The organism is Streptomyces sp. NBC_01481, assembly GCF_026339995.1.
Classification (GTDB): domain Bacteria; phylum Actinomycetota; class Actinomycetes; order Streptomycetales; family Streptomycetaceae; genus Streptomyces.
Genome location: NZ_JAPEPT010000002.1, coordinates 218,028 through 232,500 on the forward strand (window position 1 = coordinate 218,028; position 14,473 = coordinate 232,500).

The 14,473-nt window shown below is 67.6% G+C and carries 12 protein-coding genes and 2 rRNA genes (1 of these 14 running past the window's edge); 3 read left to right on the plus strand and 11 right to left on the minus strand.

From position 1 onward, the window contains the following. Window positions 1-186: 186 nt before the first annotated feature. The gene (locus OOK40_RS11440) at window positions 187-462 is read right to left on the minus strand and encodes a glutaredoxin family protein (RefSeq protein WP_266479544.1); all 276 of its coding nucleotides are present in this window, start codon (window positions 460-462) and stop codon (window positions 187-189) included. Between the two features lie 146 nt (window positions 463-608). Between OOK40_RS11440 and OOK40_RS11445 the strand changes: the two genes are divergently transcribed. From OOK40_RS11445 to OOK40_RS11455, 3 genes are all read left to right on the plus strand, one after another. Next, a complete protein-coding gene (locus OOK40_RS11445; protein WP_266479546.1) occupies window positions 609-1,556 on the plus strand; it encodes an HAD family phosphatase in 948 nt (315 codons plus the stop codon). A 349-nt stretch (window positions 1,557-1,905) separates the two neighbouring features. Continuing rightward, complete coding sequence (locus tag OOK40_RS11450) at window positions 1,906-2,697, plus strand: ECF subfamily RNA polymerase sigma factor, BldN family (RefSeq protein ID WP_266479549.1); 792 nt, start codon at window positions 1,906-1,908, stop codon at window positions 2,695-2,697. 220 nt (window positions 2,698-2,917) lie between these two features. Continuing rightward, window positions 2,918-4,090: a DUF5667 domain-containing protein gene (locus tag OOK40_RS11455; RefSeq protein WP_266479551.1), complete on the plus strand. Its 1,173-nt coding sequence runs from the start codon at window positions 2,918-2,920 to the stop codon at window positions 4,088-4,090. A gap of 50 nt (window positions 4,091-4,140) precedes the next feature. Here the strand turns inward: OOK40_RS11455 and OOK40_RS11460 are convergent, their stop codons facing one another. The 10 genes from OOK40_RS11460 to OOK40_RS11505 all read right to left on the minus strand — a co-directional run. Next, window positions 4,141-5,199, minus strand: coding sequence for a lysophospholipid acyltransferase family protein (locus OOK40_RS11460; RefSeq protein WP_266479554.1), 1,059 nt, complete (start codon window positions 5,197-5,199; stop codon window positions 4,141-4,143). 15 nt (window positions 5,200-5,214) lie between these two features. Next, window positions 5,215-6,303, minus strand: a complete 1,089-nt coding sequence (locus OOK40_RS11465; RefSeq protein ID WP_266479556.1) for an NAD-dependent epimerase/dehydratase family protein — start codon at window positions 6,301-6,303, stop codon at window positions 5,215-5,217. Window positions 6,304-6,493: 190 nt separating this feature from the next. Next, window positions 6,494-6,592, minus strand: coding sequence for an AURKAIP1/COX24 domain-containing protein (locus OOK40_RS11470; protein ID WP_003948845.1), 99 nt, complete (start codon window positions 6,590-6,592; stop codon window positions 6,494-6,496). A 122-nt stretch (window positions 6,593-6,714) separates the two neighbouring features. Next, the gene (locus tag OOK40_RS11475; protein ID WP_014046653.1) at window positions 6,715-6,927 is read right to left on the minus strand and encodes a helix-turn-helix domain-containing protein; all 213 of its coding nucleotides are present in this window, start codon (window positions 6,925-6,927) and stop codon (window positions 6,715-6,717) included. Between the two features lie 128 nt (window positions 6,928-7,055). Continuing rightward, window positions 7,056-7,871, minus strand: a complete 816-nt coding sequence (locus tag OOK40_RS11480; RefSeq protein ID WP_266479557.1) for a phosphatase — start codon at window positions 7,869-7,871, stop codon at window positions 7,056-7,058. 908 nt (window positions 7,872-8,779) lie between these two features. Continuing rightward, a complete protein-coding gene (locus tag OOK40_RS11485) occupies window positions 8,780-9,955 on the minus strand; it encodes an acetoin utilization protein AcuC (protein ID WP_266479558.1) in 1,176 nt (391 codons plus the stop codon). Beyond that, on the minus strand, window positions 9,906-11,153 hold the full coding sequence (locus tag OOK40_RS11490) for an MFS transporter (RefSeq protein WP_266479560.1): 1,248 nt from the start codon (window positions 11,151-11,153) through the stop codon (window positions 9,906-9,908). The genes OOK40_RS11485 and OOK40_RS11490 overlap by 50 nt, the downstream gene beginning before the upstream one ends. A 43-nt stretch (window positions 11,154-11,196) precedes the next feature. Further along, window positions 11,197-11,841, minus strand: coding sequence for an HAD family phosphatase (locus OOK40_RS11495; protein WP_266479562.1), 645 nt, complete (start codon window positions 11,839-11,841; stop codon window positions 11,197-11,199). Window positions 11,842-11,930: 89 nt separating this feature from the next. Next, window positions 11,931-12,047: ribosomal RNA gene (gene rrf / locus OOK40_RS11500) — 5S ribosomal RNA — on the minus strand. A gap of 93 nt (window positions 12,048-12,140) precedes the next feature. Next, window positions 12,141-14,473: ribosomal RNA gene (locus OOK40_RS11505) — 23S ribosomal RNA — on the minus strand; it runs 791 nt beyond the window's last position.

The following is a 14,473-nucleotide window of genomic DNA, read 5'->3' on the forward strand; positions in this document are numbered from 1 at the left end:
CACACGATCCTGGAACCGTGAACCGCATCGGTCCGTTGAAGAGCCGAAGGGGGCAAAGCCGTACACACTCCTCACGATGACGCCCCCGAGACCGCTCTACTGTGCCCTGTCCGTGTCGCGTCCGGATAGAGCCGGACCCGCCGGAAAAACCCAGCAGAACGTGCACGGTGGTCACGAACCTTCCGGTCAGGCCCCCAGCGCGCGGCGAAGCCGTCCGGCATCCACGCGCCAGAAGGTGTGCTGCTCCCCGTCGACCAGGACGACCGGAATCTGCTCCCAGTAGGCACGGTGCAGCGCTTCGTCCTGAGTGATGTCCTTCTCCTCGAAAGACGCACCCGTCTCGGCGCACACCTCCTCGATCACCGACCGCGCGTCGTCACACAGATGACACCCCGGCTTCCCGATCAGCGTCACCACGCGCTCGCCGGCCTTCTTCTTCGTACGCCGCAACACAGGACTCATGCAGCCATTCTCCGCCCGCCCGCGCGCGTTGCGTCCCCCATGCCCCGCATGACGAATCGCCGGTTTAACAGGCAGGTCGCAGAGAGTTCACGCCATGGCATCCCGGCGTGTCGGGAAGTACCGAACAGACTGGCTATGCTCACGACATGGCCGCACTGGGATGGCTCACCCCCCGTAGGCGCTCCGCCACAGCACGGAGCGTGCTCGCAGGCGAGGCAGCAGCCGAGGCAGCGCGCAAGTCGTCACAGCAGTTCGAGGCACTCGACGCGCTCGAAGCGAAGGACGGCACTGCCACGGCCGAACCGGAATTCCCCGTCACGGGGGACGACCGGGCAGCCGCCTTCTTCGACCTCGACAACACCGTGATGCAGGGCGCCGCGATCTTCCACTTCGGCCGCGGCCTGTACAAGCGGAAGTTCTTCCAGCGCCGTGAACTCGCCCGTTTCGCCTGGCAGCAGACCTGGTTCCGCCTCGCCGGCGTCGAGGACCCGGACCATATGCAGGACGTCCGCGAGTCCGCCCTGTCCATCGTCAAGGGCCACCGCGTCTCCGAGCTGATGTCGATCGGCGAGGAGATCTACGACGAGTACATGGCCGACCGCATCTGGCCGGGCACCCGTGCACTCGCCCAGGCGCACCTCGACGCCGGCCAGAAGGTCTGGCTGGTGACCGCGGCCCCTGTGGAGACCGCGACGATCATCGCCCGCCGCCTCGGCCTGACCGGCGCGCTCGGCACCGTCGCCGAGTCCGTCGAGGGCGTGTACACCGGCAGGCTGGTCGGCGAACCGCTGCACGGACCCGCCAAGGCAGAGGCAGTACGGGCGCTGGCCCACGCCGAGGGCCTGGACCTGACCCGCTGCGCGGCGTACAGCGACTCGCACAACGACATCCCCATGCTGTCGCTGGTGGGACATCCGTACGCCATCAACCCGGACACCAAGCTCCGCAAGCACGCGCGCGCCCGCGAGTGGCGGCTGCGCGACTACCGGACGGGCCGCAAGGCGGCCAAGGTGGGCATTCCGGCCGCCGCCGGCGTGGGCGCCATCGCGGGCGGAACCGCCGCAGCGGTCGCCCTGCACCGCCGCCGCCGCTGACGCACACCTGCCCGGTTTCCAGGCGGACACGGGCGGCGCGCCCCCTGCCATTCCAGGGGCCTTGCCCCGGCGCGCCCCCGGCCAGTCCTGTTGCCGCGGCGCGGGCGCAATCCACCGCCCGACCGGACAGATCGCGACGCAATTCGATCAACAAGCGTTCACAATCTGCTACTTGATACGTCGCCGAGACGTAACGGAAGCGACGGAAACGGCGATTTGAGCAACTGGGTGTAGCACTGCCTGTACGAAGCGTTATTCTCCTCAGACGCATGACGGACCACCACCAGTCCCCACGACGGGTGAACGGTCCCGCACTGCACGTGATGGAAGCTCTGCCTCTGGGAGTCCCGTGTACCCACATGTCGGGGTTGACGCCTCGGGCCTGGCTACGCTGCGCGCAGCGGTCCTCGACCACTTGCGCGGCTTCGTCCCCACCGCGTACGCCGTCCCCGCATTCGCCATGCCCCGCCTTGCCGTAAGCGGCCCCGCCGCCCCCTGCTACGCCCTGGCCGACGGCCGCGCGGCGGTTGGCAGACGGGGCAGGGGCGGCTCCGGTGCCCCGACCACCGCCCGCCGTCCGAGTGCCGACAGTGACAGCGCACGCATGATGGAACTGGTCGAGCGCGCCCAGGCGGGCGAGGCCGAGGCCTTCGGCCGTCTCTACGACCAGTACAGCGACACCGTCTACCGCTACATCTACTACCGGGTCGGCGGTAAGGCGACGGCGGAGGACCTCACCAGCGAGACCTTCCTGCGCGCCCTGCGCCGTATCTCCACCTTCACCTGGCAGGGCCGGGACTTCGGTGCCTGGCTGGTCACCATCGCCCGCAACCTGGTGGCCGACCACTTCAAGTCCAGCCGCTTCCGGCTGGAGGTCACCACCGGCGAAATGCTCGACGCCAACGAGGTCGAGCGCAGCCCCGAGGACTCCGTCCTGGAGTCCCTTTCGAATGCCGCACTGCTGGAAGCCGTCCGCAAGCTCAACCCCCAGCAGCAGGAGTGCGTCACTCTGCGCTTCCTGCAGGGCCTCTCGGTCGCCGAGACGGCCAGGGTCATGGGCAAGAACGAGGGTGCGATCAAGACCCTCCAGTACCGCGCGGTGCGCACCCTTGCCCGGCTCCTTCCCGACGACGCCCGCTGACCCGACCCCAACTCACAATCGGTGACGCCTCGATGACGCACTGGTCCGATCATCTTTCGCGCGTAACCCAAGTGCCGCGACGCTCGTTGTGCGGGATGCAGGCTCCCTGTGGTCACGCCATGCCCACAGCCACTCACTCGATCGTGTGGATGTGCTCAAGGCGTGCAACCCTCCAGACCCCCAGGGGAGTCGATCGTCATGACGAGAGGAGGTGCCGCCAGTGATCGCGAACGTATCGGCGCACCGGCGGGCGAGCGCCTTCGCCCAGGCCTTGGAAGATCAGGCGGCCGGACAGCCCGAAGAATCGGTCGAACCGACCGAGCCCGGACGGCTGTTGGCTCTGGCGAACGGTCTCGGCGAGCTGCCGAAACCGGAGATGGATCCCGAGGTCAAAGTGGTGCAGCGAGCACAGCTCGTGGCCGCCATGGAAGAGATGTTCGCCTCGGCAGGTGCGTCCCCGGGCTCCGCGGTGCCCGGGCAGCGGACCGGCCGGGGCGCCCATCGCGCCTCCCCACTCCGGAAATTGCGACCACGCTCCCGCTGGTCGAAGGGCCTCGCGGCCGGCGGCTTGACCGTCGGAGTCGCCGCGGGAGCCTTCAGCGGGGTGGCCGCAGCCAGTTCCGACGCGCTGCCCGGTGACTCGCTCTACGGGCTGAAGCGTGGCATGGAAGATTTCAAGCTCGGGCTGGCGGACGACGACTCCGACCGCGGCGAGCTCTACCTCGACCAGGCGTCCACCCGCCTGAGCGAGGCCCGGCGCCTGATGGAGCGGGACCGCGCGGGCGCCATGGACCACGAATCACTGGGCGAGGTCCGCCGCGCGCTCAACGGCATGCGGCACGACGTGAGCGAGGGCCACCGCCTGCTGCACGCGGAGTACGCACGGGACGGCTCGCTCGGCCCGATGGCGACGCTCAATTCGTTCGCCAGGTCCCACCGCGACACGTGGAACGGTCTGCGCGACCGGCTGCCCGCTCAGCTGGCCGACGTCGGCGACGAGGTGAACTCCGCCTTCGACGCCATAGACCAGGAGGTCGGCCCGCTGGAGTCGCTGCTGCCCCGGGCCCCGGAGAAGGGCCGCGGCTCCCAGCCGTCCGGCTCCACGCAGGACTCCGGACGCACCACGGGCCCTGGTCGTACGTCACCGGCCTCACCCGGCGAGGACGACAGCCCGCCGGGAGACAGCGGCAAACTCAACCCGTCGGGCTCGACCACCACGGCGGACGAGGGCCTCCTGGGCGGCAACACGGGCGGCCTGTTCGAGCCCCCGGCGACCGGCACATCGCCGGCCCCGTCCGGCGACATCTCGACGATGCCGCAGCCGGATGTAACGATCCCGCCGCTGCTGCCGGGGATCCTGCCGGGTCTCGGCTTCGAGAGCGACGACGAATAGCGGTACTGGCTCTACGTGGCAGGGAGGGGAAGCCCTCCCTGCCACGTACGTCAGAAGAACACGGACCGGCGCTGCACCAGCAGCTTGTACAGCGTGTGCTGGATCTGCTCCCGGACCTGGTCCGTCAGGTTGAACATCAGCATCGGATCCTCCGCGGCCTCCGGCGGGTACCCGTCCGTCGGAATCGGCTCGCCGAACTGAATCGTCCATTTCGTCGGCAGCGGCACCGCACCCAGCGGCCCCAGCCACGGAAACGTCGGCGTGATCGGGAAGTAAGGGAACCCCAGCAGCCGCGCCAGAGTCTTCGCGTTGCCGAGCATCGGGTAGATCTCCTCGGCCCCGACGATCGAGCACGGCACGATCGGCGCCCCGGCCCGCAGCGCCGTCGACACGAACCCGCCGCGCCCGAACCGCTGAAGCTTGTAGCGGTCGCTGAACGGCTTCCCGATGCCCTTGAAGCCCTCCGGCATCACCCCGACGACCTCGCCGCGCTGCAGCAGCCGCTCGGCGTCCTCCGAGCAGGCCAGCGTGTGCCCGGCCTTGCGGGCCAGTTCGTTGACCACGGGCAGCATGAAGACCAGGTCCGCGGCGAGCAGCCGCAGATGCCGGTTCGCCGGGTGGTTGTCGTGGACGGCGACCTGCATCATCAGCCCGTCCAGCGGAAGCGTCCCGGAGTGGTTGGCCACCACCAGCGCCCCGCCGTCGGACGGGATGTTCTCGATGCCCTTCACCTCGACCCGGAAGTACTTCTCGTACAGCGGCCGGACCATCGACATCAGGACCTGGTCGGTGAGCTCCTTGTCGTAACCGAACTCGTCGACCTCGTAGTCACCGGTGATCCGCCGGCGCAGAAACGCCAGCCCGCCCGCGATACGCCGCTCCCAGCCGCCGTCGTCGCCCGCCGGCTGCGGGAGCGCCCCGGGCTCCTCGCCGGGCGTCTCGGAAGCCCTCAGCACCCCCTGATGCCCCGGCAGGGGGCTGACCGGAACCTCGTGTACCGCCGCGGGCTCGGCCTTCCGGCGGCCCCCCGCAGGGCGTCGCCGCGCCGCACGCTGAGCGCCGGCGCGCGAACGGTCGTCGTCGAACGGAATGACCTTGGCGTCCGCCATCGTTGGCTGCGCTCCTTATTCGGCGTCGCTCTGAGCCGTCTTCGTGGCCTTCGTGGCTTTCGTACGCGCACTGCCCACGCAAGGCAGTGCCGCCGCCACCTGGTCAACAGCCTTGGCCAGGGCTTCCGGCGGCAGCAGCCCCGGGCCCCGGCTGCGGGCGAAGTCCGCGAACGTCTCCGCGGTCGTGTACTTCGGGTTGAAGCCCAGTGTCTCGCGCATCTGGTCCGTGCTCACGACCCGGCCATGGGTGAGCAGCCGGATCTGCTCGGGCGAGAAGTCCGTGACACCGACCGTACGCAGCGCGGAGCCGACCCAGGTGACCGCGGGCAGCAGCACCGGCATCGTGGGCCGCCCCAGCCGCCGTGAGCACTGCGAGAGCAGCAGCACACCGTCGCCCGCGATATTGAACGTTCCGCTGTTCAGCGTCCCGCGCCGCGGCTCGTGCAGGGCGATCCGCAGCACGTCGATCACGTCGTCCTCGTGGACGAACTGCAGCCGGGGGTCGTATCCGAAGACGGTCGGCATGACGGGCAGTGAGAAGAACTCGGCGAGCGGGGAGTCCGCGCACGGCCCGAGGATGTTCGCGAAGCGCAGCACGCAGACCGCCACATCGGGCCGCCGCCGGGCGAATCCGCGTACGTACCCCTCGACCTCCACCGCGTCCTTCGCGAAACCGCCGCTCGGCAGAGACTTGGGCGGGGTGGTCTCGGTGAAGACCGCCGGATCGCGGGGAGCCGAGCCGTAGACGCTCGTACTGGACTTGATCACCAGCCGCTTGACGGTCGGCGACTTCTGGCATGCGCCGAGCAGCTGCATGGTGCCGATGACATTGGTCTCCTTGACCGTCGTCCGGCCGCCCGCGCCCAGTGGCGTACCGGTGACATCCATATGGACGACCGTGTCGACGCCGTGCTCGGCCAGTACGCGCCCTATCGCGGGCTGGCGGATGTCCGCGCGGACGAAATCGGCCCCACCGAGATGGTGCTCGGGCCCCACCGCATCGACGCCGATGACCCGGTCCACCTCGGGATCCCGCTGGATGCGCCGTACGAGACGGCCTCCGAGCTGCCGGGCCACTCCGGTGACGAGCACGACCTTCCCCAAGATCAGCGCCTTCCCATAGCTCCGCCTAGGTCCGCGTAGGTCCGCCTAGGTCCCACTCTCACGCGTCACCGTAGCGGTTCGGTGTTGCGCTGTGATGACCACGCGACCCACTTTTGCCACCCGGCCGAAAACCACCGCGGCCCTCCCACCGTGCTGGTGGGAGGGCCGCGGCGACACGAACAGCTGTCGCTTACTTCTTGTTGCGACGCTGAACGCGGGTGCGCTTGAGCAGCTTGCGGTGCTTCTTCTTAGCCATCCGCTTGCGCCGCTTCTTGATAACAGAGCCCACGACTACCCTCGCTCACTTCTCTTCACTCGGTGCGGGGCGTCTGGGCCCACACGACCTACGTCGGCCTAGCCTACCCGCCCGAGCTCCGAGCCTGTAATCCGAGGGGAACCGACCGGCTCCGGCTACGCCGATTCCACCCCCACGAAGGATTCGCGGAGGTACTCGTGAACTGCTTGCTCCGGAACCCGGAAGGACCTGCCCACCCGGATCGCCGGCAGATGACCGCTGTGTACCAAGCGGTACACCGTCATCTTCGACACTCGCATTACCGAGGCGACTTCCGCCACGGTAAGAAACTTGACCTCGTTGAGAGGCCTCTCGCTGCCAGCAGCCATGACCCACCTGTACCTTCCGCACACGACGCACACCGGCTTCCCCTCCGGTGACTCTTCGTCGCTGTGCGCTCACTCCCCAGACTAGGGGCGGGTGATGCGAGTGGGGAAGAGGAGCAGCCATCGGCCGCCTACTGTGACAGACACGCTCGATTGAGTACATAGCGAGTCAGCGGTCGGTAGTAATCAGACCGCACAGCGTCATCAAGCGGAACGACGACGGACACGCGGCCCTCGGCCTCGCCGACGAACAGGGCCGGATCGTCGGTGTCGGCGAGGCCGATGGCCTCAATCCCCAGCTGACCTGCCCCGCAGACCCAGCCATGGTCCCCGACGACCAGCTCGGGCAGCGGCCCGCCGCCCTGTGCAACACCCTCCAGGGCGGCCCGAACCGGGAGCGGCGAATGGGTGTGTGCGCCGGTGGCACCGGCGGCGCCCTGCGCTCCGGGTTCCCGCACCAGCGCGACTCCTCGTACGTACTCAAGGTTGTACGTGCGTACGCCGAACCGGGTCGTTATGTCGACACATCGCCCCTGCGCGGGTGTGAGGACCTCGCACCCCACTGCCGACAAAGCGTCTGCCAGCGCGGCGTAGAACCCGAGCAGCCGATGCGGATGCCCGGTCCCGATCAACACGGCCCCCCGCCGGGCGGCCACGTCCCCGAGCCGCTCGGCGAAGGCCCTGAGCGCGCTCAGCGTCCGCTCGGGATCAATCACATCCGGCCCGACGACATGGGTGGGATCGCGGGAGACCCCGCACTTGTCGGCCATCAACGCGATCAGGTCCCGCTCATTCCAGTCCCATTCGGGATCGAGCCCGAGGGTGACGCGGGGATCCCTGGCGGCGAAGAGCCGGTAACTGCGCAGACTCTCCTCCCGCGAGGTGGCCACGGGCCCGGCCAACCGAGCGGCCAGGAGATGCGCGCGCAGGGCTCCGGTACTCAACACACGGTTGATGCTGCCGCACGGGGCAGAATCCCGGGCCAAAAGGCGGAATACCACGCACAGTTGGCGTAATGGCACACGGTCGGCGCCGCCAGGCAGCCGCCCTCCGACGGCTCGGGCTGCGCCGTACGCTTCCGGGCTCTGCGGAGCTGGTGCCGAATGGCTCACATCCGCCCTGCTTCGGCGCTCGGTTCGGGCCGGCGCCACAGCGCGGCGGGCCGGGCGGGCGGCGCGAAGCGGTCGGACGACCGCACCCACGACAGGAAGCTGCCCACGCCACACCGGGCGCCACGAAGCAGGCGCCCGAACGCGCCCGGCGGTGCAAGGCTGCGGCCGCCGAGGGCGCGGGACCGAGACTGAGGCACCCGCCACACCGGGCGACGCGAAGCAGGCGCCCGAAGGCACCGGCCGAAGCCGAGGCACTCGCCCCACCGGGCGGCGCGGAGCCGGGGCCCGGGCTCACCGGCCGAGGGCACTCGCCCCATTGGGCGCCGCGAAGCCGGGGCCCGGCTCACCGGTGACGAGCAAAGCTGCCGCCCCGGAGGCGTCGGCGGACGCCGTGGCCCCACCCCACCGGGCACCGCGAGGCAGGCGCCCGAACGTGCCCGGCGGTGCCAGGCTGCCGCCCTCCGACGGCTCGGGGCAAAGCCGTACGCTTCCGGGCTCCTCGAAGCTGGTGCCGGTACGGACCCGCGGCGCGAAGCTGCCGCGCCCGCCGGGGGCGTGGGGGTACCCCGTACCCCCACAACTCAAGGGCGGGCGGGCGGGTGGGGAAACCCCGGGGTCCGGGGCGGAGCCCCGGTTCGGGATGGGTGTACCTCCCACGGCCGCCAGGCCGTAGGGGGAGGGCGGGGTGAGGAACGCCCCGCGCAGCGGCAACCCGCGCCACCGAACCGAACGCCACCGCACCCCTACGCCAGCAACCCCCGCAACGGAAACACCGCCCGCCTCGTCGCCCGCACCGCCTGGTCCAGCCGGTCCGCCGGGTCGTACCCCTCTTCCCACGACCGCCACACCGGCTCGCGCCCATCCGTCATCCGCCCCGGCCCCAACTGCCGCGTCAGCGCGTACACCTCATCCCGCCACGACGACGGAATCACCGACTCCGGGTCCACCGGCGCATGCCCCACGATCCCCACCAAGTGCGTCCACGACCGCGGTACGACATCCACCACCGCGTACCCACCGCCCCCGAGCGCGACCCACCGCCCGCCCTCGACCCACTCGTGGGCCAACGCGTGGCACGACTCCTGCACCACCCGCTGCGCGTCCAGGGACACCGCGAGATGCGCCAGCGGATCCTCGAAGTGCGTATCCGCCCCGTGCTGCGTCACCAGTACCTGCGGCCGGAAGTCCGCCAGCAGCTCCGGCACCACCGCGTGGAACGCCCGCAGCCATCCCGCGTCCCCCGTCCCCGCGGGCAGCGCCAGGTTCACGGCCGAGCCCTCCCCCGGCCCCGACCCGCCCGTCTCTTCCGGCCACCCGGTCCCCGGAAACAGCATCCGCGGATGCTCGTGCAGCGAGATCGTCAGCACCCGCGGGTCGTCCCAGAACGCCGCCTGCACCCCGTCCCCGTGATGCACATCGACGTCCACGTACGCGACCCGCTCCGCCCCCAGCTCCAGCAGCCGCGCGATCGCCAACGACGCGTCGTTGTACACACAGAACCCCGCCGCCGACCCCGGCATCGCATGATGCAGCCCGCCCGCGAAGTTCACGGCGTGCGTTGCTTCCCCCCGCCACACCGCTTCCGCGGCCCCCACGGACTGCCCCGCGATCAGTGCCGCCGCCTCGTGCATCCCCCCGAAGGCGGGATCGTCGACAGTCCCCAGCCCGTACGCCTGATCCGCCGCCCGCGGATCCGCCGACGCCGCCCGCACCGCCGCCACATAGTCCTCGCGGTGTACGAGCCGCAGCGTCGAGTCCCCGGCCGGCTTCGCCGCCACCACATCGACGACGCGATCCAGCCCGTACGCCCGCACCAACCCCATGGTCAGCGCAAGCCGCACCGGATCCATCGGATGGCCGTTCCCGAAGTCATACTTCGTTACCGCCTCGTCCCACATCAACAACCCGCGGCCGCTCATGCCCGCCACGGTATCCGGCTTGTTGCGCATCGAACGACCTGGCGTACCTCAGGGTCATCAGCACCAACACCATCGGCACGACCATCGCCCACCGGTAGCTCCACGCGTCCCCGAGCGCACCCACCAACGGCGAACCGATCAGAAACCCCACGTAGTTGAATACATTCAGCCGCGCCACCGCAGCGTCGCTGGCCCCCGGATCGCCGCTCTCGACAGCCCGGCGCCCCGCCGCCGCGAAAGTCTGCGGCACGATCACACACAGCCCGAGCCCCAGCATCGTGAACCCGAGAATCCCCGCCCACGCTCCGGGCGCCACGGCCACCACCCCGAACCCGGCGGCCGCCAGCCCGGTCCCGCACCGGACCACAGCCGCCGCCCCGAACCGCCGCACCCCCAGATCCCCGACGGCCCGCCCGAGCAGCGTCGTGACCATATAGGCGTTGTACGGAACGGTCGCCAGCTCCTCCGAGCTGCCCAGCACGTCCTGCAGATACTTCGCGCTCCAGTTGGAGACCGTCGAGTCCCCGATGTACGCGAAGGTCATCACCAGACAGAGCGGCAGCAGCAGCTTGAACGCGACCCCTGTCCGCTTCCCCTCGCCCTTGCCCTCGGCCGCAGCCGAGACCGGCCCGCCCCGCTCCCCGTCCGCGTACCACCGGCTCCCGATCAGCGCCGCGGGCAACAGCACACCCACCACCGGCAGATACGAGACAAGCAGCGACAGATGCCAGTGCGCCCCGGCCCACGCGAGCGAGGCGCCCGCGATCCCGCCCAGGCTGTACGCCGCGTGGAAGCCGAGCATGATGCTGCGCCCGTACGCCCTCTGCAGGCTCACCCCGAGCATGTTCATGGACGCATCAAGCGCACCCACCGCCAGCCCGAACACCCCGAGCGCCAGCGCCACCTGCCACAACTCATCGCCCGCGGCGACCCCGAGCAGCGCCAGTAGCACGACTGGCTGCGCCCACCGGAGCACCACACTCGGCGCGACCCGCCGCACCAGCCGCTCGGTGACGACACTCGCCACCCCGGCCAGCACCGGCACGGCCGCAAGAAAGGCGGGCAGCAGCCCGTCGGATATCCCGTACCGGTCCTGGATCGCAGGTATGCGCGTCACGAGCAGCGCGAACGCCACTCCCTGCGCGAAAAAGCTCAACGCCAAGGAGGCACGCCCGTGCCGCAACCGCGCATCTGTCATGGCCGGACAGCGTAGGGCGCTCCTCTACCCATGGGTAGATCGATCACGCAAGCAATGCGGGCAGCTCCGCCATCTCCCCGAAGTACCCCTTGGCCCCCGCCAGCTTCTCGGCCGCGGTCATCGCCGTGAACCCGTACACATCCATCCCGGCCGCCATGGCAGCCGCCACCCCGAGCCGACTGTCCTCCACTACGACGCACCGCTCCGGCGCGACCCCCATCCGCTCGGCGGCATGCAGAAACAGGTCCGGCGCCGGCTTCCCCCGCCCCACATCCTGCGCGCTGAACACCGTCCCGTCCTCGAACCACTGGTCCAGCCCTGTCTTGCGGTGCCCGACCCGGATCCGCTCATGGCTCCCGGACGACGCGACGCAGTACGGCACCGAGTCCGCGACCAGCTTTTCCAGCACGTCCGTCACACCGTCTACGACGACCAGCTCGCGCTCGAAGGCGGCAAAGACGCGAGCATGCAGGGTGTCGTCGAAATCCGCAGGCAGCGTCTGCCCGGTCCGTTCCATAACTGTGTCGTGTATGCGATGCACGGCGGCCCCCATGTAGTCCCGCAGGGAGTCCTCGTACGAGGTGGGGTGCCCAAGCTCGGTCAGATACCCGGCGAGGATGGTGTTGGAGATGGGCTCGCTGTCGACGAGCACACCATCATTGTCGAAAATGACAAGGTCATAGCGCATGCCCTCAGCCTAGGAGGACCCCACGCCTGACGCACAACGCAAAAATGCCTCAACCCCCGGACAGAGTCCGGGGGTTGAGGCTAAAAATTGTTCGGCGGCGTCCTACTCTCCCACAGGGTCCCCCCTGCAGTACCATCGGCGCTGAAAGGCTTAGCTTCCGGGTTCGGAATGTAACCGGGCGTTTCCCTAACGCAATGACCACCGAAACACTGTGAAGTTATCGATTCCGGAATCCCCCGGCCAATGGGGGGACTCGACAGTTCGTTACTTCAGAACTGACACAGTGGACGCGAGCAACTGAGGACAAGCCCTCGGCCTATTAGTACCAGTCAGCTCCACCCCTTGCGGGGCTTCCACATCTGGCCTATCAACCCAGTCGTCTACTGGGAGCCTTAACCCCTCGAAGGGGGTGGGAGTCCTCATCTCGAAGCAGGCTTCCCGCTTAGATGCTTTCAGCGGTTATCCTTTCCGAACGTAGCCAACCAGCCATGCCCTTGGCAGGACAACTGGCACACCAGAGGTTCGTCCGTCCCGGTCCTCTCGTACTAGGGACAGCCCTTCTCAAGACTCCTACGCGCACAGCGGATAGGGACCGAACTGTCTCACGACGTTCTAAACCCAGCTCGCGTACCGCTTTAATGGGCGAACAGCCCAACCCTTGGGACCGACTCCAGCCCCAGGATGCGACGAGCCGACATCGAGGTGCCAAACCATCCCGTCGATATGGACTCTTGGGGAAGATCAGCCTGTTATCCCCGGGGTACCTTTTATCCGTTGAGCGACGGCGCTTCCACAAGCCACCGCCGGATCACTAGTCCCGACTTTCGTCCCTGCTCGACCCGTCGGTCTCACAGTCAAGCTCCCTTGTGCACTTACACTCAACACCTGATTGCCAACCAGGCTGAGGGAACCTTTGGGCGCCTCCGTTACTCTTTGGGAGGCAACCGCCCCAGTTAAACTACCCATCAGACACTGTCCCTGATCCGGATCACGGACCCAGGTTAGACATCCAGCACGACCAGAGTGGTATTTCAACGACGACTCCACCTGAACTGGCGTCCAAGCTTCACAGTCTCCCACCTATCCTACACAAGCCGAACCGAACACCAATATCAAACTGTAGTAAAGGTCCCGGGGTCTTTCCGTCCTGCTGCGCGAAACGAGCATCTTTACTCGTAGTGCAATTTCACCGGGCCTATGGTTGAGACAGTCGAGAAGTCGTTACGCCATTCGTGCAGGTCGGAACTTACCCGACAAGGAATTTCGCTACCTTAGGATGGTTATAGTTACCACCGCCGTTTACTGGCGCTTAAGTTCTCAGCTTCGCCACACCGAAATGTGACTAACCGGTCCCCTTAACGTTCCAGCACCGGGCAGGCGTCAGTCCGTATACATCGCCTTACGGCTTCGCACGGACCTGTGTTTTTAGTAAACAGTCGCTTCTCGCTGGTCTCTGCGGCCACCCCCAGCTCAAGGAGCAAGTCCTCTCACCAGTGATGGCCCCCCTTCTCCCGAAGTTACGGGGGCATTTTGCCGAGTTCCTTAACCATAGTTCACCCGAACGCCTCGGTATTCTCTACCTGACCACCTGAGTCGGTTTAGGGTACGGGCCGCCATGAAACTCGCTAGAGGCTTTTCTCGACAGCATAGGATCATCCACTTCACCACAATCGGCTCGGCATCAGGTCTCAGCCTCAATGTGTGACGGATTTGCCTGCCACACGGCCTACACCCTTACCCCGGGACAACCACCGCCCGGGCTGGACTACCTTCCTGCGTCACCCCATCGCTTACCTACTACCACCTTGGGCCAGCGGCTCCACCACTCCCCTTTGCCCGAAGGCTCCAGGACGGCTTCACGGCCTTAGCATTAATGGGTTCAGTACTGGGCGTTTCAAAGCGGGTACCGGAATATCAACCGGTTGTCCATCGACTACGCCTGTCGGCCTCGCCTTAGGTCCCGACTTACCCTGGGCAGATCAGCTTGACCCAGGAACCCTTAGTCAATCGGCGCACACGTTTCTCACGTGTGTATCGCTACTCATGCCTGCATTCTCACTCGTGTACCGTCCACCACTCGCTTACGCGGCGGCTTCACCCGGCACACGACGCTCCCCTACCCATCCCAGCGGGCGTTGGCCCTCATGCTGGAATGACACGACTTCGGCGGTACGCTTGAGCCCCGCTACATTGTCGGCGCGGAATCACTTGACCAGTGAGCTATTACGCACTCTTTCAAGGGTGGCTGCTTCTAAGCCAACCTCCTGGTTGTCTCTGCGACTCCACATCCTTTCCCACTTAGCGTACGCTTAGGGGCCTTAGTCGATGCTCTGGGCTGTTTCCCTCTCGACCATGGAGCTTATCCCCCACAGTCTCACTGCCGCGCTCTCACTTACCGGCATTCGGAGTTTGGCTAAGGTCAGTAACCCGGTAGGGCCCATCGCCTATCCAGTGCTCTACCTCCGGCAAGAAACACACGACGCTGCACCTAAATGCATTTCGGGGAGAACCAGCTATCACGGAGTTTGATTGGCCTTTCACCCCTAACCACAGGTCATCCCCCAGGTTTTCAACCCTGGTGGGTTCGGTCCTCCACGAAGTCTTACCTCCGCTTCAACCTGCCCATGGCTAG

Coding starts and splice junctions, on each gene's coding strand:
- OOK40_RS11490 (WP_266479560.1), bottom strand. CDS start 11,153: ATGACAGATGCGCGGTTGCGGCACGGGCGTGCCTCCTTGGCGTTGAGC.
- OOK40_RS11495 (WP_266479562.1), bottom strand. CDS start 11,841: ATGCGCTATGACCTTGTCATTTTCGACAATGATGGTGTGCTCGTCGAC.
- OOK40_RS11440 (WP_266479544.1), bottom strand. CDS start 462: ATGAGTCCTGTGTTGCGGCGTACGAAGAAGAAGGCCGGCGAGCGCGTG.
- OOK40_RS11475 (WP_014046653.1), bottom strand. CDS start 6,927: ATGGCTGCTGGCAGCGAGAGGCCTCTCAACGAGGTCAAGTTTCTTACC.
- OOK40_RS11445 (WP_266479546.1), top strand. CDS start 609: ATGGCCGCACTGGGATGGCTCACCCCCCGTAGGCGCTCCGCCACAGCA.
- OOK40_RS11485 (WP_266479558.1), bottom strand. CDS start 9,955: ATGAGCGGCCGCGGGTTGTTGATGTGGGACGAGGCGGTAACGAAGTAT.
- OOK40_RS11460 (WP_266479554.1), bottom strand. CDS start 5,199: ATGGCGGACGCCAAGGTCATTCCGTTCGACGACGACCGTTCGCGCGCC.